Source organism: Paenibacillus phytorum, from assembly GCF_013141715.1.
Classification (GTDB): Bacteria; Bacillota; Bacilli; order Paenibacillales; family NBRC-103111; genus Paenibacillus_E; species Paenibacillus_E phytorum.
In genome coordinates this window covers 1-18,813 of sequence record NZ_WHOA01000079.1, presented here as the reverse complement: position 1 = coordinate 18,813, position 18,813 = coordinate 1, and the positions used below count along the sequence as shown (strand labels likewise).

At 46.5% G+C, this 18,813-nt stretch carries 18 protein-coding genes; 14 read left to right on the top strand and 4 right to left on the bottom strand.

The genetic code is table 11. The features are described 5' to 3' along the window. Positions 1–378 precede the first annotated feature (378 nt). The 11 genes from GC098_RS10440 to nadE all read left to right on the top strand — a co-directional run bounded on the left by GC098_RS10440 (position 379) and on the right by nadE (position 12,650). Positions 379–1,881 (top strand): sugar ABC transporter ATP-binding protein, encoded by a 1,503-nt coding sequence (locus GC098_RS10440; RefSeq protein ID WP_171643107.1) that lies wholly within the window; start codon positions 379–381, stop codon positions 1,879–1,881. A gap of 20 nt (positions 1,882–1,901) precedes the next feature. Next, positions 1,902–2,906: an ABC transporter permease gene (locus GC098_RS10435; RefSeq protein WP_171643106.1), complete on the top strand. Its 1,005-nt coding sequence runs from the start codon at positions 1,902–1,904 to the stop codon at positions 2,904–2,906. A gap of 62 nt (positions 2,907–2,968) precedes the next feature. Then, positions 2,969–4,003 carry an ABC transporter substrate-binding protein gene (locus GC098_RS10430; protein WP_171643105.1) on the top strand — a complete coding sequence of 345 codons (1,035 nt, stop codon included), beginning with the start codon at positions 2,969–2,971 and terminating at the stop codon, positions 4,001–4,003. 106 nt (positions 4,004–4,109) lie between these two features. Then, positions 4,110–5,726, top strand: a complete 1,617-nt coding sequence (locus tag GC098_RS10425; RefSeq protein WP_171643104.1) for a response regulator transcription factor — start codon at positions 4,110–4,112, stop codon at positions 5,724–5,726. After that, positions 5,723–7,513 carry a cache domain-containing sensor histidine kinase gene (locus tag GC098_RS10420; RefSeq protein WP_171643103.1) on the top strand — a complete coding sequence of 597 codons (1,791 nt, stop codon included), beginning with the start codon at positions 5,723–5,725 and terminating at the stop codon, positions 7,511–7,513. The genes GC098_RS10425 and GC098_RS10420 overlap by 4 nt, the downstream gene beginning before the upstream one ends. A 3-nt stretch (positions 7,514–7,516) precedes the next feature. Next, positions 7,517–8,503 carry a substrate-binding domain-containing protein gene (locus tag GC098_RS10415; RefSeq protein WP_312880033.1) on the top strand — a complete coding sequence of 329 codons (987 nt, stop codon included), beginning with the start codon at positions 7,517–7,519 and terminating at the stop codon, positions 8,501–8,503. Between the two features lie 360 nt (positions 8,504–8,863). Beyond that, the gene (locus GC098_RS10410; RefSeq protein WP_171643102.1) at positions 8,864–9,751 is read left to right on the top strand and encodes a polysaccharide deacetylase family protein; all 888 of its coding nucleotides are present in this window, start codon (positions 8,864–8,866) and stop codon (positions 9,749–9,751) included. A 75-nt stretch (positions 9,752–9,826) separates the two neighbouring features. Further along, positions 9,827–10,705, top strand: a complete 879-nt coding sequence (locus GC098_RS10405) for a prolipoprotein diacylglyceryl transferase family protein (protein WP_171643101.1) — start codon at positions 9,827–9,829, stop codon at positions 10,703–10,705. Next, the gene (locus tag GC098_RS10400; RefSeq protein ID WP_376773857.1) at positions 10,702–11,109 is read left to right on the top strand and encodes a DUF3905 domain-containing protein; all 408 of its coding nucleotides are present in this window, start codon (positions 10,702–10,704) and stop codon (positions 11,107–11,109) included. The genes GC098_RS10405 and GC098_RS10400 overlap by 4 nt, the downstream gene beginning before the upstream one ends. 121 nt (positions 11,110–11,230) lie before the next feature. Further along, positions 11,231–11,668 (top strand): BrxA/BrxB family bacilliredoxin, encoded by a 438-nt coding sequence (locus GC098_RS10395; RefSeq protein WP_171643100.1) that lies wholly within the window; start codon positions 11,231–11,233, stop codon positions 11,666–11,668. 172 nt (positions 11,669–11,840) lie between these two features. Then, entirely contained in the window at positions 11,841–12,650 is an 810-nt protein-coding gene (gene nadE / locus GC098_RS10390) for an NAD(+) synthase (protein WP_171643099.1), read from the top strand. 66 nt (positions 12,651–12,716) lie between these two features. On the opposite strand, the gene GC098_RS10385 is transcribed toward nadE, so the two are convergent. Further along, complete coding sequence (locus GC098_RS10385; protein WP_171643098.1) at positions 12,717–13,694, bottom strand: aldo/keto reductase; 978 nt, start codon at positions 13,692–13,694, stop codon at positions 12,717–12,719. A 254-nt stretch (positions 13,695–13,948) separates the two neighbouring features. Here GC098_RS10385 and acpS point away from each other — a divergent pair, with 254 nt between their 5' ends. Beyond that, positions 13,949–14,335 carry a holo-ACP synthase gene (acpS, locus tag GC098_RS10380; protein WP_171643126.1) on the top strand — a complete coding sequence of 129 codons (387 nt, stop codon included), beginning with the start codon at positions 13,949–13,951 and terminating at the stop codon, positions 14,333–14,335. An 8-nt stretch (positions 14,336–14,343) separates the two neighbouring features. Here the strand turns inward: acpS and GC098_RS10375 are convergent, their stop codons facing one another. Next, positions 14,344–14,829 (bottom strand): c-type cytochrome, encoded by a 486-nt coding sequence (locus tag GC098_RS10375; RefSeq protein WP_281366937.1) that lies wholly within the window; start codon positions 14,827–14,829, stop codon positions 14,344–14,346. Positions 14,830–15,062: 233 nt separating this feature from the next. Next, entirely contained in the window at positions 15,063–15,707 is a 645-nt protein-coding gene (locus GC098_RS10370) for a hypothetical protein (protein WP_171643097.1), read from the bottom strand. A gap of 99 nt (positions 15,708–15,806) precedes the next feature. Here GC098_RS10370 and mutY point away from each other — a divergent pair, with 99 nt between their 5' ends. Next, positions 15,807–16,931, top strand: coding sequence for an A/G-specific adenine glycosylase (gene mutY, locus GC098_RS10365; protein WP_171643096.1), 1,125 nt, complete (start codon positions 15,807–15,809; stop codon positions 16,929–16,931). A gap of 51 nt (positions 16,932–16,982) precedes the next feature. Here mutY and GC098_RS10360 read toward each other — a convergent pair whose 3' ends face one another. Beyond that, positions 16,983–17,666, bottom strand: coding sequence for a Crp/Fnr family transcriptional regulator (locus GC098_RS10360; RefSeq protein ID WP_171643095.1), 684 nt, complete (start codon positions 17,664–17,666; stop codon positions 16,983–16,985). Positions 17,667–17,905: 239 nt separating this feature from the next. Here GC098_RS10360 and GC098_RS10355 point away from each other — a divergent pair, with 239 nt between their 5' ends. Further along, positions 17,906–18,541: a LysE family translocator gene (locus GC098_RS10355; protein WP_171643094.1), complete on the top strand. Its 636-nt coding sequence runs from the start codon at positions 17,906–17,908 to the stop codon at positions 18,539–18,541. Positions 18,542–18,813: the final 272 nt, after the last annotated feature.

Sequence of the window (18,813 nt, the reverse complement as noted above, 5' to 3'; positions counted from 1 at the left end):
GTTTTTCGGCCCTTTCCCTGATTTATTTAACGGTAAGTTGTACTTTGTACAACAATTCTGGTGGGTTTCTTCTCACCAAGCTATAGATGTTGTACGATGTACAACAATTTATCCTTTTTTCATCCAATAGAGCTACTTTTGGCTAAAATTGCTGTATTTTTTGCAACAATTACGGGATTCACGCGGAATTGTCTGCATAATCTTGCACAAAATACAACACTTTTTGGAACAAGTGTTTTTTTCTGAGGACCGTTTATGATTTTCAAAATCATAAGATTTTCAACTTTTTTGAAGAGATTTATCCACTCTTTTTCCAGACGATAGCAGATAGAATTAGCACATAAGCACGAAATGTTAAAACGAACACGAGGTGAGGTTATGAGTGAAGCTCTAGTCCGGATGGAAGGAATTGAGAAGCATTTTCCTGGTGTGCACGCCCTCCATCAATGTCGTCTGGAGTTGGCAGCGGGTGAAGTGCACGCGCTTGTTGGTGAGAACGGCGCCGGAAAGTCCACGTTAATGAAAATCGCCACGGGTGTCTACCAGAAAGATGAAGGCAGAATCGTCTTGAAGGGCAAGGAAGTGAACATTCCCAATACGAGAGCTTCTCAGCAGCTTGGCATCTCGATGATTCATCAAGAGTTGAATTTAATGCCGGATTTAACGATTGCCCAAAATATATTTATTGGGCGCGAGCCGAGGAAGGGAATCAAGCTGTTCGTCGATGAACGGAAGCTGAACGATCAAGCACAGCAACTGCTGAACGAAATGAATCTCCAGCTAGATCCACGCACAAAGGTGTCTGAGCTGACAGTCGCCAAGCAGCAAATGGTGGAAATTGCTAAGGCATTGTCATTTCAATCCGAAGTGCTCATCATGGATGAGCCCACGGCGGCACTCACCAATGCGGAAATCGAGGAGCTGTTTCGGATCATTGAGCAGCTGCGCGGGCGTGGGGTAGGCATTGTCTATATTTCTCACCGGATGGAAGAGTTGAAGCGAATTACCGATCGCATCACCGTCATGCGTGACGGTCGTTATATCGATACTGTACAGACGAAAGATACGACCATTGATCAGATCATTGCGATGATGGTAGGTAGGGAGCTGTATGCCACATCTCAGCAATACACCGTCAACACGTCAGTGACTAAGGTGCTCGAGGTTACGAATCTGAACCGCGGTTCTTCTGTGAAAGACGTCTCCTTTCATTTGGCAAAAGGTGAGATTCTTGGCTTCGCGGGTCTCATGGGAGCCGGTCGTACCGAAGTGGCTAGGGCCATTTTCGGCGCAGATGCAATTGACTCGGGTGACATACGCATCCACGGGAACAAGGTTCAGATCAAAGCCCCGCATGATGCCGTGAAGCATGGAATCGGTTATTTATCAGAGGATCGTAAACGTTATGGGCTCATGGTGGATATGGATGTGAAGACGAATATCGCCGTTGCCTCTTATCGCAAAGCGAGGCGTCTACTCGGGTGGATGCACGACGGCAAAATTGAACAGTCAGCTTCACACTTTGTGGAAGCGCTTCAGATCAAGACGCCGAGCATTCATCAGCAAGTCAAGTTTCTTTCAGGCGGCAATCAGCAGAAGGTCGTTATCGGTAAATGGCTGCTGCGGGACTGCGATATTCTCATCTTCGACGAGCCCACACGAGGTATCGATGTTGGCGCGAAGACAGAGATTTATAAGTTGCTGGATGAGCTAGCCGCACAGGGGAAATCGATCATTATGATTTCGTCCGAGCTGCCCGAAATATTGCGAATGAGCCATCGCATCATGGTCATGTGCGAAGGTCGAATTACCGGTGAGCTTCGTCAACAGGACGCCACCCAGGAAGCAATTATGAAATACGCCACGATGCGAATCAGTTAGCGGATGTCTTAGGAGGAATCATGATGTCAACATGGCTTGTACGCAAAAAAATAGTGCCCACGATTTCAGGTCAAACCGGCGCGGCACAGAAGCTGCTGGCATTCGCCAGCTTGATTATGTTGGTTATTATCTTCTCGGTATCTTCCAGCAATTTTTTTCAATTCAATAATATCGTAGCCATTATGCTCTCAACAGCCGTTATCGGCGTGCTTGCTTTAGGTTCAACGTTCGTTATCATCACCTCTGGAATTGATCTAGCCGTCGGAACCGTCATGACCTTCTCGTCGGTAATGGCGGGAGTCATCATCACAACGTGGCATTTACCAATGCCGCTTGGCATTATCGGGGGCATTGCCACTGGAGCCATTTGCGGTCTGATCAGCGGGCTTCTCGTGGCGAAAATGAAAATTCCGCCCTTCATTGCAACACTAGCTATGATGATGGTGACCAAAGGACTTTCTCTCGTCATCTCTGGGACGAAGCCGATTTATTTTAACGATACGCCGGCATTCTCGCAGATTTCGATGGGCTCCATTCTGAATTCAATCATCCCTGGCTTCGAAATTCCTAACGCGATTCTTGTTTTCTTCGGCGCTGCGATCATTGCCAGCATTATTTTATCGAGGACGATCATTGGACGTTATAACTTTGCCCTAGGAAGCAATGAAGAATCCACTAGGCTTTCCGGTGTTAATGTAGACTATTGGAAAATTGTCATCTACTCGCTGACTGGCGTGTTTAGCGGTATCGCCGGCATTATGATGGCCTCCCGCCTCAATTCAGCTCAACCCGCGCTCGGCTCTGGCTATGAGCTGGAAGCGATCGCTGCAGTGGTCATCGGCGGCACTTCCTTAAGTGGCGGCAAAGGATCCATTCTCGGAACCGTCATCGGTGCCCTCATTATGAGCGTACTCACGAACGGGCTGCGAATCTTATCAGTTAAACAAGAATGGCAGACGGTTATTGTAGGTGTTGTCGTTGTACTGGCAGTTTACGCGGATATGATGCGACGCCGCAAGAAATAAACTTCGGTATTCACTCCAAGTCGGAGTCACATACAACAAACTATAAGTAAGGGGAGATTAGATTGCATAAACGGACAAAGAAATTTGCGGTAGCATCATCGCTATTATTATTAACGACGATAGTACTTGGGGCATGCGGTGCCAAAACGACGGATACGAAAACAGCGGCAACAACGGCTGCGCCAGCAGCATCAACAACAGCGGCGCCTGCTGCGGCAAAACCGGATAAAATTTATATTCCGGTCATCTCAAAAGGCTTCCAGCACCAATTCTGGCAAGCTGTCAAACAGGGGGCAGAGAAAGCCGCCAAAGAATTTAATGTAGAAATTACGTTCGAAGGTCCAGAAACAGAGACACAAGTGGATAAGCAAATTGAAATGCTGCAAGCTGCATTGGGCAAAAAGCCAGCAGCCATCGCTTTCGCAGCACTGGACAGCAAAGCAGCCACACCGCTGCTAGAGAAGGCAAAAGCAGGCAAAATCCCCGTCATCGGCTTTGACTCCGGTGTCGACAGCGACATTCCGGTGACGACGGCCGCCACCGATAACAAAGCCGCTGCCGCGTTGGCAGCTGATAAAATGGCGTCGCTCATCGGCAACGAGGGTGAGATCGCCCTTGTCGTACACGACCAAACGAGTCGTACGGGCATTGATCGCCGGGATGGATTCACGAATCGGATCAAAGAGAAATATCCGAATATCAAAATTGTTGATACGCAGTACGGCGGGGGCGATCAACTCAAATCCACAGATTTGGCCAAAGCAATTATCCAAGCTCATCCGAGTATTAAAGGTTTCTTCGGTGCGAACGAAGGATCCGCGATCGGTGTTATCAATGCCGTTACAGAGCTAAAAAAAGATGGAAAGATCACTGTCATTGGCTACGACTCCGGCAAGCAGCAAATGGATGCGATCCGCAGCGGTAAGATGGCCGGTGCCATTACACAGGATCCGATCGGCATCGGTTACTGGTCAGTGAAAGCAGCCGTCCAATCGATCAAGGGTGAGACTGTTCCTAAATCGATCGATACAGGCTTCCACTGGTACGACAAAACGAACATTGATGCTGCTGATATCAAGCCGCTGCTCTACGAATAAGAATGAAGAGGCTGCGCCAATACGGGCAGTCTCTATTGTCATTTATTGAAACTGCTGTGTACAATACACATAGAGCTAAATTCGATTTCGCCAGAGGTGACCCATATTGTACAAAATCATCATGATTGACGATGAAGATGAAGTCAGAGAAGGCATCAAGCGAAAGACGAATTGGGAGGCGTGCGGCTTCCAACTAGTTGGAGATTTCGATAATGGCAGAGATGCCTATGAGGCGCTGGAGAGTCTGCAGCCGGATGCAGTCATTACAGATATTTGCATGCCGTTCATGGACGGCCTTCAACTGACAGAGCTCATTGCTGCGAATTACCGGGATGTTAAAGTTATTATTGTAACCGGTTACGAGGATTTTGATTATGCGAAGCAGGCGATCAAACTCAAGGTCAAAGATTATTTACTGAAGCCGATCAACGCCGCAGAATTCACCGAATTTCTTCATAAGTTAAGGCTAGAGCTGGATGAGGAGCGCAAACAACGGGAAGATGTCACCTTTCTCCGTCATCAGTTTCACGAAAGCATGCCGCTTCTTCGAGAGCGATTTCTTGAACGGTTAGTTACTTCCTGTATGAGAAAAGATGAAATTGAACGCAAGTTCCAGATGTTTGGACTGTCTTTGAGCGGTCCTAGTTTTACGGTACTTGCTCTTGATATTGACGCATTTCATCGTGAGTGCCACAGTGACCCTGTGGCTGAGGAGGAGCTGTTACGCTTTGCAGCCTATAACATTTTTCATGAAATTATGGAGAAAGAACAAGGCGGTATCGTATTCCGAACGCGTGATGACAAGCTTGTCGCACTGCTTTCTGGCGATTCTGAAAGGATAGAATTGACCTGTCAAACGCTTGCCGAACATGTGAGGCACAGTATCGAGAAATATTTGAACATGACGGTAACGATGGGGATTGGGCGCACTTACAGCGATCTGCGAGACCTGCCAAAAGCATTTCAGGAAGCGCTTTCTGCGTTAGATTACCGCTTTTTGCTTGGGAATAACCGGATTATTTCGATTGGGGATATGGAATTTGGGAGCAGCCTAGACAATCTTGGTTACATCCATATGGAGAAGAAGCTGATTTCTGCCATTAAAACAGGTGAAAAGACAGTCGTAACGCTTACGCTGCAGGATTGGATCAATGAAATGAAGAAGGGCTCCTGCTCGATGGATAAATGCTACGGCAAACTGAATAAACTGCTCGTCGCCTTAATGAACGTATTGGTGGAGACTGGTTTCGAAGAAGCTGCGGTGCTTGGCGATCATTCTTTTATGCAGTTATATGCGAGGAAAACCTTAGATGATGTGCGGTTCTGGTTAGAGGAAATTTGTCTAGCGCTCGTGGACTTGCTGGCTGAGAAACGAACCAAAGTGTCTCAAGCCCAGATGGAAGCCGCGGTCGCCTATATTCATGCGAATTATGCGGACGAACAGCTTTCGCTTCAGCAGGTGTGCAATCATATTTATATGAGCATGAGCTACTTCAGTGCTTTGTTCAAACCGCATACGGGCGAGACCTTCGTCGAGTACGTGACCCGTTACCGTTTGGATAAAGCCAAAGAAATGCTCGCTGCTTCACAGTTGAAAACCTATGAGCTTGCCGCTAAGGTTGGCTACAGTGATCCGCAATATTTTAGCGTTATTTTCAAAAGAAATACAGGCATGACCCCCAAAGAATTCAGATCAGCGCACAAAGGTCAGCTGAGCCTATGAGAATCTGGCAGCGTCCTATTCAATTCAAAAGCATTCATACGAAGATTGCTCTGTCGTTTTCATGCTTAATTCTTTGCACGACCATCATCCTAAGCTACAGCGCTTACCGCCTCTCTACAGTGGCTGTTACGGATACTTCATTGGAATATACCAAGCAGCTTATCGAACAAGTAAACAAGAATATCCAAACCTACATTGGTAACATGGAAAGTATATCAGCCCTCTCGCTGAGCAACACCGATTTGAAACGATACTTGGCGTTGAAAAACCCGAATGAGGCAGAGGGAGTGCAGCTAGCGAGTCAGATCAGCAGTTATTTTCATGCCATTGTTGCTTCTCGGAACGATATCGCTTCCATCGTATTTGCGGGCTCCAATGGCGCCATCGTATCGGAACGCATGGATGCAAATTTCAAATCGTATGCCGAGTTAATTTCGCAAGAATGGTACAGCAAGGCTAGTAAAGTCAATGGCGACGTGGCCATTTCTCCCTCACACGTTCAGCACCTATATAAGGATGAGTACAAATGGGTCGTATCGATCAGTAAGCAAATGCCTAATCCATTGCCTGGTGCAGCGAGCGGTGTTCTGTTGGTCGATTTGAATTATAACGTCATTAATGATCTATGCAATCAAATTCAACTTGGGCAAAGAGGGTACGTCTTCATACTCGACCAAGCTGGCGATCTGATTTATCATCCTCAGCAGCAACTTATCTACTCAGGGCTGAAATCAGAGGATATTCCTACTCTCTTACAGGCAAAGGACAGCACCTTCCATACGCAAGAAAAAGAGCAAAGCAAAATCTACACCGTCCGTACTACGAAATTTGGTTGGAAAATTGTTGGGGTTACCTACGCCGGGGATCTAAGCGGAAATAAGAAGGACATGCAGCTGACTTCGGCGATGTGGGGCGGCATCTCGTTAATCATTGCTTTAGCGATCTCCATTTTGCTGTCTGTCACCCTAACCAAGCCGATTAAACAACTGGAAGTACATATGAAGCAGGTAGAGAAAGGTAACTTCGACATTCGCGTCGATGTAGAAGGTGCGAATGAGATTAGTAAACTGTCACGTACCTTTAATCTAATGATCAGCAAAATCAAAGAGCTCATGAACCAAACTTTGAAAGATCAGGAAGTCAAACGAATCAGTGAGCTGAAAGCGTTACAGGCGCAGATTCAGCCCCATTTTCTGTACAATACACTGGATTCTATCATTTGGATGGCTGAAATGGGTAAGGTGGATGAGGTGGTTACGATGACTTCGGCCTTGTCCAAACTCCTCCGTTCGAGCATTAGCAAAGGGGAAGAACTCATACCAATTGCGGTTGAATTGGAGCACATTCAGAACTATTTGACGATTCAGAACATCCGTTATCGGAATAAATTTACGTACGAAGTCGAAGTAGAATCGGACATTCTCAGCTGTCGAATATTGAAAATTATTTTGCAGCCCCTGGTTGAAAATGCCATATACCATGGAATGAAGCATCTACCTGAACGCGGTCATATAAGAATCACGGGACGTAGGATCGAAGGAGATATTGAGCTCAAGGTCATGGATAACGGTGTTGGGATGAGCGAAGAGAAATTGAAAATGTTGATGCTCAAAACACGTCAAGCAGAGTCGGGCAAAGGCTTCGGCGTGCACAACGTGAATCATCGCATCCAGCTTTATTTCGGGGAGCTTTACGGATTGCAATTTGAGAGTGAGCTAGAAGAGGGCACAACGGTAACTGTACGTATTCCAGCAATACCCCCAATCCATAACGATAGTGAGAATTGAGGTGTGAGGTTGAAAATTAGAGTAAGCTACGTAGCGATTGCAGTCATACTGGTCCTGCTCATGACGACAGCGTACCTCATCGTGTCAAAGGGCATAGAGGCAAAGGACAGGCCGCTTATCCTCATTCCCAAGACGATCGATCCTCATGTGGAATTTTGGCGGGTTTTGAACCAAGGAGTGACTGCGGCGGCCAAAGAGTACAATACAGAGGTGAAAGTGATGGGAACGCCGTCCGAATCAGACATCGACGAGCAGATAAAGTTGGTGGAAGAGGCGATCGCATTGAAGCCGAAAGCCATCATGTTGGCGGCGACGGATTATAACCGGTTGGTGCCTGTTGCTCAAAGAGTAATTAGTTCCGGCATTAAGCTAATTACGGTAGACTCGGGTCTCGAAGGCGGTGTTTCAACCAGTTTGATTGCAACTGATAACTATGCAGCAGGGAGCAAAGCAGTTGAAGCGATGAGACGCTATGTACAGGGACCTGCTACTTATGCGATCGTCAGTTTTGTCAAAAGATCCACAACCCAGCTGGATAGGGAGAATGGGGTGCGAGACCATTTGAAGAATGATCCTTCCATACAGATTTTAGATACGTTATATAGTAATGGTTCGGAAGACAAAGCGTATGAGCAAACGAAAAATCTCCTTGCCGAACATTCGGATATTCGCGGCATTTTCGGATTGAATGAAGTCTCTACGGTAGGGGCTGCGAGGGCGTTGAAAGAGCTTGATCCCGACCATAACATTAAGCTGGTTGGCTTCGATAGCTCGATGAATGAAGTAGCTTTCCTGGAGGCTGGGATCCTGCAAGCGACCATTGTGCAAAAGCCTTTTAACATGGGATATCTAGCGGTGAAAACCGCACTTCAGGTTTATAGTGGGGAAAACGTCAAGGCGTCAATAGATACTGGCTCTGAGGTTATCACGAAAGAAAATATGTACACCAGAGAAAATCAAAAGCTGCTGTTTCCATTCGTTGAGAAATAGAAAGTGTTTTATTAAGAAGCTCCTCCTTGTGGGGGGCTTTTACGATTTATTCGGGCGATGCAGATTAAGTTCGTTTTCCGAGCTTAACCTGCATGGACGCGCGAGATGGTCTACTGAGAAGTCGATTTCCGGCTTCTCGGACTCTGTGGGCGAGCTTCGGTTCGCATAGCTCTTGCTGTAAGCGCGATTTTCGCGCTTATTTATGTTATTTAGACGAAGAAAACAGCACTTTTACAAATTTCCCGGGAAATATTGGGTTTAATGTCGAAAGCAAAGGAAGCCATAATAAGAACGGATTCTAATGGAGCGACTATTCGCGATGGAGAAGAGAGTTTCAGATCGGGCAGGGGGGAACATAGAATGGGTAGCATGATTCGGATTACAGGTGTACTTGTAACGATGTTTCTGAGTGGATCTAGCTTAATTGGATGCTCGACACCAGAATTACATAAAGGGAAGGACCCGAAATCAGTATCCATCAAGACATTGCAGCTTTCACCAAATGGAACAGAGAAGACATCCACAGCTTCCACAGCGACTTACGTAGAAGACGAAATTGTGGAAACGCAGCATTTCTACACGGGACCTCCACACTTCTCTTCTTCTGGTTCTGGCAAAATTGCATACCTCACCTTCGATGACGGACCTTCTGAGAGTACGAGCAAGATACTTCATATTTTAAAAAGATTCGGTGTCACCGCCACTTTTTTTGTTGTCGGCGCGGATACGAGCGAGGGGCGCGCGCTTTATAAGCAAATCGTCGCTGAAGGCCATGCCCTAGGGAATCATACATACTCACATGACTATAATCGTATTTATAAATCCCCTGAAGCTTTCATGAAGGATGTTCGTAGGTTGGATCAGCTCTTGGAGGAAACGGTCGGCTATCGTCCTGATATTTTGCGGTTTCCGGGAGGTTCGAATAATCACTTGAGCTGGAAGCCAGGAGGCAGAGGCATTATGAGTAAAGTAGCTAGCGTGGCGAAAAAGGAGGGGTACCAGTATTTCGACTGGAACGTGAGCTCAACCGATGCGGCTGCTCCTGTGCAAGACAGGGAAATGATTATCGATTCCGTGCTTAGCGCTAGCCGCGGCAAGAAGAGCATTATTGTGCTGATGCACGATAACACCTACAAGACAACAACCTTAGAAGCGCTGCCTATCGTGATCAAAAAGCTGCAAGCAGCCGGCTTTCATTTTGAAAAATTGAAGAAATCCTCATTCACGTTCCAATTCTTGGAGCCTTAACAGTTGCAGATGCCTCTTACTTTGACTACGATAAAGATAGTCGAATGAGAGAGGCTGGCGTTATCTATGCCTGATGTGTTACAGATTGGACCGTTTCAACTGCAAGGAAGATTACTGGCGCTGCTGCTGGCGTGTGCTTTGGGACTGTGGCTAATTCGAAGGGTATCGCAGCGTTTGTTGAAAGATAACCAAATCGTGATTGCCAAGCCTATTGAGGATCTTATTTTTAACAGTGCTATTATCGTTTTGTTGACCTGGAAGCTAGGGGTCATTGTGACGCAGCCATCCCTTTTGTGGAATAATCCATTAAAGCTGCTCATGGTGTCTGGCTCGGGCACGGAGATTGCTTTAGGTGTGCTGATTGCTTGTATCTACATGTACTACCAAATTCGTAAAAATCGAACGCCACTCTCCCTTGTACTGGATGTTATCGCAATTGGAATAACGGCTTCTGTTTTCCTATTCTGTGCACTAATTCCCGCATATGGACTGCCTACAGCGGTACCTTGGGGCATTGGGGTCGAGGGTACGGTATCTCGTTTTCATCCTTATCACGCTTATATTTCGCTGCTTCTTGTGCCACTGCTTACTTGGCAGCATGTTATAGAGCCGCGTAAGAAGACGCTTGGACAAGGCGTACTGCTCAAATATTCGCTGTTGTATGGGGGAGCGGTGGGGATGCTAGCCAGCTTTTTTAGTGCTGCTAAACCGACACTGCTGTATCTTAGTTTAGTGCAGCTATTGTTTCTATTCATGCTTATCGTTGGAATGCTTCTCCCCGTTTTGACACATAATACTAGCAGAAAGGAGCTGAGTGCATTGAGTCAAAACGATTCCAAGACGCAAATCCAGCAAGAACAGCAAAACCAAGAGCGCGAGAAGGCCGCAACACCAGCAGGGAAAGAGGGCTTTGTTGATAAGAAACTGGACGGTCCGAACCGACCTTCAACATGAGTCCAGACAAGAATAAGATGGCCAAATCAGCTCAGGACCAGAGCAATCAGAATCAAAGTGATCTCGATCCGTTCGAGATTGAATTTCTCCCTCAATTCGAGCAGGGGCGCGGTCCGCGAGAAGCTTTTGTGAATGAACATGGCGTCGTTATCGGTGATCATGAGTATGAATCGGACAATTCCCCGCTAGAGCAGTGGACGGCAGAGACAGACCCTGAGGTCATGGCCGGAGATGAATGGGTTCATCCTTTTAAGGATGTTGGTTTCCAAAGCGCCGAGAATCGAGAATATTTTGAAAAAGGCATCGTGCCGCAAAGCGGAATTTTCACGCATCCGGATAAAGATGTTTCCTATGAGCCTGGACAGGCTTCAAGTAAGAAGAACGAAGATGAAGCGGAAGCGTAAAAGCTTTCGCTTTATTTCTATTTGGGACATAAGACTTTGCTTTCATGGCTATCGGATGTATAATATAAGTGGTAACGATTACGTTTTGAGAGTAACTAATAAATCCTAAGGGGTGGCACATATGGCAATGTCTTTTGATTCTTACATGAAAGATATGGTTAAACCGATGAGAGAAGATTTGACTCGTCTCGGTATTACAGAGCTTCTTACACCAGAGCAAGTAGAAGAAGCGATTGAAAAATCGAAGGATGGCACGATGCTGTTAGTCGTCAATTCCGTTTGTGGTTGCGCAGCCGGCCAATGTCGTCCAGGTGTAGCCAAAGCACTTCAAAACGATTCACTTCCAACGTACACATACACCGTGTTCGCTGGACAAGAGAAGGATGCAACTGCGAAAGCACGTGAATTCTTGGCGCCATACCCGCCATCATCCCCTTCCATCGCATTATTCAAGAATGGTGAACTCGCACACTTCATTCAACGTCACCAAATCGAAGACCGCTCCGCGGATATGATTGCTGGCGACTTAATTAGTGCCTTCAATGAATTCTGCAAATAATAAATAGCATAAATATGATTCGGAAAGGCCCGCCCTGCAGTAGATGCAAGGGGGTCTTTTTGCTTTTAGGAGCCATGTCCGATGGATTGACCTTTGAAATTTCAGGAATGAAAGTCTATACTAAATCTTAAAGAATGAATGGTTTCAAACTATAGAAAAGGTGGAGAGATGCATGAGTTTGCAAACGGAAATTATCGCGAAGCTCGGCGTTAAGCCGGAGATTGATGCGGATGAAGAAATCCGCAAACGTGTGGACTTTCTGAAAAACTATGTGCTGGGTGCGAATGCAAACGGCCTGCTGATTGCCATCAGCGGCGGCATCGACAGTGCTGTAGCTACGGGTTTATGCAAGAAAGCGACGGACGAGCTGACGGCCGAAAAGGGCAAAGAATACAAAACCGTCGGTGTGTTTCAACCATACGGTCAGCAAGTGGATATCGAGGACAGCTACGCGGTGGCCAAAGCTTTCGATTTGAAGTATCAAATCGAGAATAATATTGAAGAAGCTGTCGACGAAATCGCCATTGAAGTCGAGTATGGTCTCAAGCATATCGGTGTTCATCAGCATGTAAGCCGCGGCGGCAAAGGCAACATCAAAGCGCGGACACGCATGGTTATGCAGTATGCACTTGCTTTTGAACTTGGCCTGATCGTTGTAGGGACAGACCATGCATCTGAAGCGATCACTGGCTTCTTCACCAAATATGGCGACGGTGCGGTCGACATTACGCCGCTGAGCACGCTGAACAAGCGTCAAGTGCGTTCACTTGCTTCGAAGCTTGGCGTACCGCAAAGCGTGTTGGATAAAGCTCCGACAGCCGGACTCTGGGACGGTCAGACGGACGAGAATGAGCTTGGTATTACATACGGAGATAACAGTGACTACCTCGAAGGTAAGCAAATTGATCCGGCTGTGCAGGAGAAGCTTGAGAAGCAATATTTGAAAACGGAGCATAAACGAATCCCGATTCCGGGTGTGTAGGGCTTCGCAAAGCCATAAAACAACCCCCGACCAAAGAGGTCGGGGGTTGTTATCGGTGAACTACACCTAAGGCATCTGTTGGCCGCGGGAGCTCGTATAGAGGGTGTACCACTCTTCGCGAGTCAGGGATTCGGCTATTCTCACGGCGTCTTTGCAAGCGACAATGCGATCGGCGGAAGACGTACCGATAACCGGTTGAATGCGAGCAGGGTGCTTCATGAGCCATCCGAGCACGATGGATTCCGGTTTAGTTTCATATTTGTCGGCTAATTGTTGCACGAGAGCCGTTGTTTGTCTTACGGTTTCAGGCGCATCATCTAGACTGCTGCCAGAGAACTTTCCGTTGGCAAGAGGGCCCCAAGCCTGGATTTGAATGTCTTGCATTTGGCAATGCTCCATGATGCCGTCTGCGAAATTGGTGTCCAAGCCAGCTTTCTGGTTGACTGAAATGCCTTGATCCAACCAGTCTAAACGGGCTAGACTCATTTCCAGTTGATTCACAACGAGCGGTTCTGGCAGTGAATTTTGAATGAAACGAATTTGTGCGGAAGACATGTTGGATACACCGAAATGACGCACTTTTCCAGCTGATCTCAATTGATTAAAAGCTTCAGAAATCTCTTCCGGTTCCATAAGCGGGTCTGGACGATGCAGTAAGAGAATATCCAGATGTTCCACGCCAAGACGCTGCAGAATCCCATCAACCGAGCTTATGATATGGCTTTTGGAGAAGTCAAAGCGAGTTGGAAGCACGCCGTCACTAGGGCGAATTCCACATTTGGATTGCAGAATGATTTGGTCGCGCAGATCAGGTCTTTTTTTGAGGATTTCTCCGAAAATAGACTCGGATTTGCCTTTTCTATAAATATCAGCATGATCGAACATCGTAATGCCAATCGACAATGCAGCTTCTACAGCTTTTTCAGCGATGATGATATCTTCCTTTGTATAAGGAGTCGAATTCCATTCCCCGCCAATTCCCATACATCCATAGACGACTCGGCTATTCGATATTCCACGTTTCTCTAGCGGCATGATTCTCATTATGTTTGGCCTCCCAGCTTTTAAATCTATACACAGTATACCCCTAGTCGAGGCTCGGCAGAAGAGCTGAAAATAGTGTAACTTACTTACCTCGAAGTAAGCATTGGGGGGAAGTGCTCACCTTTCCCAAACATAAGAATGAACAAGGATAGACTAGGGGCAAGTATGGACAAGCCCTTCACCCCTTGACCGCAAGCAAGGAATCATGTAAATTGTACGCACAACGTTGCAAGAAAAGTGGGGCTCAGGAGTCTATGATTATTGGGGTCGGAACGGATTTAGTTGAAATTGCACGGCTTCGCAAAATGTTAGAGGGTTCTACGGGCGAAAGGTTTCTTGAGCGGATTCTGACGCCTCAGGAGAGAGAGTTGGCGCAGAGACGGCGAGGCAGACTTGCTGAGTTTGCTTCAGGCCGGTTTGCTGCTAAGGAGGCCATTGTCAAAGCGATTGGCTGCGGCATTGGCAAACAAATTGGCTTTCAAGACGTCGAGGTGCTGCCGGATGAACTTGGCAAACCGGTATGCCATGTGAACGAGGCTGCGCTGCTGCGGGCAGGCTTAATAGGCAGCCACCGCATCCATATTAGTATTACCCATACGGAATCGATGGCTGCCGCCTATGCAATCGTGGAAAAGCTCTAAAGCGGCGACTACTTCTTCGAATTGAGCCACTCGGATAGAAGTCCGATTTCCTCTTCGGAAATCGTGGTTTTATAGACTGGCATGCCGCCTCCGCCATTCTTGATCTTGTTCGCGATTTGCTCGCTGCTCAGTCTGCTGCCGACCTTTTGCAAATTGGTCTTAGGGCCGACTTTGCCAGCAAGATCAACGCCGTGGCAGCTGATGCATTTGTTCGTTGTGAAGAGCTCCTGCGCCTTCACGAACGCAGGGTTGCTCTCGGCTGCCGCGGTTGCTGCTGGTGTCTTCGTGGCGGCGCTGCCACCCGAAGTACCGCCGCCGCACGCGGCGAGCGTAAGAACCATCGGCGCAATGACGAGCGCGCCGATTAGATATTTATTCTGGCTTGCGCGAGTGCAAGCCTTTTTGTTTTGTTCCATAGCGAGACTCCTCCTATGTTGGGGTTTCGTCCCTCTATCTACCAGTTGGGCAGTATCAAGCTTTGGCAGAAGGGACAAAGTGGGTTACGGTAGATTTCCAAAAAGATGCAAAAAGTGCAGCAAATAATCATTTTTTTTCTAATTTGAAGAGTTATCATGCATTTTGTGCATCAAACTCCTGCTTTTTAGCTGAGAATGAGAGCTATCCGCCGTATTAGATGCACTTTTTGCACGATCTCTTCTGAAACGGGAGGTGTAAGCGAGAATTTGACGCGCTTTTTACATCATTCTTGCATTTCTGCTCTTTCCACTTACCGTCCCCAAACGCGCAGCATATACCCGCTTAGAATAAGGCTAATGCCGCCCATTCCTTCCAGCACAACACCGGAGTAACCTAAATACCACACGCCCATCAGTGCAGACAAGGCGAACAACCACAAGCCAAGGTAAACAAGCGGTCTACCTAGCAGGAGTCCGACCTGTACGAACCCGATGGCGAGAATGAACGCTCGCAGCACCGGTGCGAAGAGTGGGCTAACAGCGCCAATGGCCTCGAGCAGGGCAACGGCAGCAATGAGCATCGCTCCAGGCAGCACTAGAAGCGCTGGATGTCCCCAGCCACTGTGCTCAGCAGCACTTGACCCTGCGCCTGCATGTCCACCCGAGCCAGCTGATCTTTCACGCGCGCCTTCAGCAGAGTCAGCCCTAAATTCCTTCCGCAGGCTCCATATCTGAATCAAGCTGGCCACAACCGCTGTGATAAAAGCGGCTTGCTTCAACCAATCCAAGTCGCGCCAATAAATCGCTACATCAACAAGCGCGCTGAATATCCATTCCGCGCCCCAAATGAACAGAAGCGGGATTAATGCGTTAGCTTGACCGATCCAGGATTTTCTTTTATTCTCCAAGTCCTGCCGATTCGTATTTGCCAGATCTGTTTGTTTTGAGTTTTGCATACATTCACCTCTAGTTTTATGTTCCACACTTCTCGTATAATGAAAACATGTCCATTCATTCATTATAACTGGAACGTGTCCCATAGAGAAGGAGAGCTCATGTACAGCGAAGAACAGAAAGTTTATTTTTCCAAAAATCTATTGGATTGGTACCAAACGCATAAACGGGATTTACCATGGCGAAGAAGCAAAAACCCTTATTATATATGGATTTCCGAAGTCATGCTGCAGCAAACTCGTGTAGATACGGTGATTCCGTATTTCCATCGCTTCGTCGATCAATTTCCAACGGTTGAAGCATTGGCTACTGCACCAGAGGAGAACGTGCTCAAAGCTTGGGAAGGGCTCGGCTATTACTCGCGTGCAAGAAACCTTCAAACGGCAGTCAGAGAAGTTCACGAACGTTATGATGGTATAGTCCCCCAAAATAAAGAGGAGATATCCTCGCTCAAAGGCGTCGGCCCATACACATCAGGTGCGATCCTCAGCATCGCCTATAATAAACCTGAACCTGCCGTGGACGGCAATGTTATGCGAGTCCTGTCGCGCTATTTTCTAATTGAAGAAGATATTATGAAGCCTGCAACACGGACCAAAATGGAGAAGTTGGCACGCGAACTCATCCTAGAAGGTACGGCAAGTGATTTCAATCAAGCATTGATGGAGCTTGGGGCTATGGTATGTACGCCTCGTTCACCGCACTGTTTGACGTGCCCTGTTATGGCGCATTGCTCCGCGCGTGAAGCTGGCATGGAAGAAGCCCTACCCATCAAAAAGAAAGCTAAACCTCCGCGTCCAGAACTGCGTGCAGTGGCTTTGATAGAAGGTACAGGTGTGAATGAAGGGAAATGGTTGATCAGGCAGCGCCCGCAAGAGGGATTGCTCGCTCGGATGTGGGAGCTGCCGCATGTGGCCTGGAAGTCTGAGGGATGGAATTCGGATGAGGATAATAAAAGTGAGCTCCGTCAAGCTCTTGTGGATCAGGAACAAATCGGTATTGAGCCTAACGAGTGGTTCATGGATACAGAGCATATTTTCAGTCATATCGTTTGGAGAATGAAGGTATATCGCGCCAAGCTAAGTAACGCGAACCGCTCAAGTCATGGGGGAGAATGGATCCCTTTTCATTATCGCTGGGTAGGCCCGGACGAGCTCGATCAATACGCTTTTCCGAACGTTTTTATACGGATTATGAAAGAGTGGCAGGAGAGAAACGAGGAGTAATTTCCTAAGCTTTCTCTTTTTTTTACCTGAATGGCCTCTATAGAGGTTTTCTCATCGAATCTCGCTCTTAATGGCATCCACATTTCTTAATGTGATTAACTTTTTATCAATTTGTATAAGTTCGTCATCGAGGAGCTCTTGCAGCACCTTGGTTACGGACTCTCGCACAGTGCCAACCATATTAGCTAGCTGCTGATGTGTAAGTTTTACATTAATCAGAAGACCTTCCGGTGTAGGGACACCATGCTGCTCGGATAGACGGATAATGGTCTTCATGATGCGAGAGCGAACCCCTAAGAACGTGAGGTCATAGATTTGATCATTGGCAAGACGCAGTCGTCCCATCGTGGTTTCTAGGAGCTTTAAACATAGTTTAGGGCTCTTCTCCATGAACTGAGTGAATACCGTACGTTTAAGGATATAGAGTGTACAAGACTCCATCGTTTCGGCGGTTGCGGACCGAGTATGACCGCTGCCTATCAAAGACATTTCACCGAAAAAATCCCCATCACGAAACAAAGCTAGAATAATTTCCTTGGCTTCATCCAAGCGATATATTTTCACGACACCTGATTTAATAAGAAATAATTCCTCACCTTCGTCACCCTCGAGAAAAAGAATTCCGCCCTTTTTTGCTTTTTTTTCTATGAATAAAGGGGCAATTGCCTGTAAATCTTCTTCCGAAAGCTCTTGAAATAAGGGGACATTTTGGAGTAAAGAAACGATTGTTTTCACCAGGCATTCATCTCATTTCGGCCATATTAAACGACCAGCTGTTCTAGCCTAGGGGGATATCGCGACGTTGCCGACGGAACAGCTTGACCATGTCTATATCGTACAGCTTTCCAGTGTTTGCGTAAAGAACTTCCAGTGCATGATGTGCGGGGATGGTTTAGAAGTTGAAAAAATTAAAATCTTTCTATATACAACTTGCTCGAATGTGATAAAATCGTAAAAAAATGGGGGGTGCGAATATGTATGGAATAATTAATTATGAGGTATTTTTGCTAACTGGAATTCTTCTAAATCTTATTCCTGGTGCTGACACAATGTATATTGTGGGAAGAAGTATTTCCCAGGGGAGAAATGCGGGTATTTATTCGGTTTATGGCATTATTAGTGGCTCTTTAATCCATACATTACTAGTTGCTTTTGGTTTATCAATCATACTCACAAAATCACTTCTCCTATTCAATATCATTAAAATAGTGGGAGTTATTTATTTAGTTTATCTTGGCATTCGAATGTTACTTGATAAATCAAATGTAAACTTTAGTGCTGCAGCTGAGTCCCACAAACAAAACATAAGCAAAATATATATGCAAGGGCTTGCGACCAGTCTTACGAACCCAAAAGTTTCCTTGTTTTTCATTGCCTTTCTCCCGCAATTTATTGACAAAAAGGCTTCTGGTCCAATCCCATTTATTATTCTAGGGCTTACATTTACGTTCACTGGATTGCTATGGTGTCTCTTTATTGCCTATTTTTCTTCGCATCTTACAAAAAAAGTAAGAGGAAGCGCAAAGATTGGCACGGTTTTAAACAAAATAACGGGTGTTATCTTTATTGGAATGGGATTAAAGCTGCTTCAAACAAAGGCTCCTCAATAAATCTCTCTTGCTAATAAATAGATCGAATCATAAAGCGACCTCGCGGGGTCGCTTTTTTGGTTTAAATAACTGCTTGGAGACCTCAAATCCAACGCTATTTTTTAAAAAAGCAAGGCGAATGGCTGGAGGGATAAAATAAAGCCATTGAACCATTGGAGTTTATCCACTGTTTTTCCCATCCAGGCCTAACCATGACATTTACTATTGGATATTTCCAATCGAACCGCCTCTAAATGTTAATTTTCATAGGAAAATCTTAGATTCCATTGGAT

Bases quoted from the DNA above. Each gene is read 5' to 3' on its own strand.
- GC098_RS10440 (WP_171643107.1), top strand. From the start codon at position 379: ATGAGTGAAGCTCTAGTCCGGATGGAAGGAATTGAGAAGCATTTTCCT.
- GC098_RS10435 (WP_171643106.1), top strand. From the start codon at position 1,902: ATGATGTCAACATGGCTTGTACGCAAAAAAATAGTGCCCACGATTTCA.
- GC098_RS10420 (WP_171643103.1), top strand. From the start codon at position 5,723: ATGAGAATCTGGCAGCGTCCTATTCAATTCAAAAGCATTCATACGAAG.
- GC098_RS10410 (WP_171643102.1), top strand. From the start codon at position 8,864: ATGGGTAGCATGATTCGGATTACAGGTGTACTTGTAACGATGTTTCTG.
- GC098_RS10400 (WP_376773857.1), top strand. From the start codon at position 10,702: ATGAGTCCAGACAAGAATAAGATGGCCAAATCAGCTCAGGACCAGAGC.
- GC098_RS10395 (WP_171643100.1), top strand. From the start codon at position 11,231: ATGGCAATGTCTTTTGATTCTTACATGAAAGATATGGTTAAACCGATG.
- nadE (WP_171643099.1), top strand. From the start codon at position 11,841: ATGAGTTTGCAAACGGAAATTATCGCGAAGCTCGGCGTTAAGCCGGAG.
- GC098_RS10385 (WP_171643098.1), bottom strand. From the start codon at position 13,694: ATGAGAATCATGCCGCTAGAGAAACGTGGAATATCGAATAGCCGAGTC.
- acpS (WP_171643126.1), top strand. From the start codon at position 13,949: ATGATTATTGGGGTCGGAACGGATTTAGTTGAAATTGCACGGCTTCGC.
- GC098_RS10370 (WP_171643097.1), bottom strand. From the start codon at position 15,707: ATGCAAAACTCAAAACAAACAGATCTGGCAAATACGAATCGGCAGGAC.
- mutY (WP_171643096.1), top strand. From the start codon at position 15,807: ATGTACAGCGAAGAACAGAAAGTTTATTTTTCCAAAAATCTATTGGAT.
- GC098_RS10355 (WP_171643094.1), top strand. From the start codon at position 17,906: ATGTATGGAATAATTAATTATGAGGTATTTTTGCTAACTGGAATTCTT.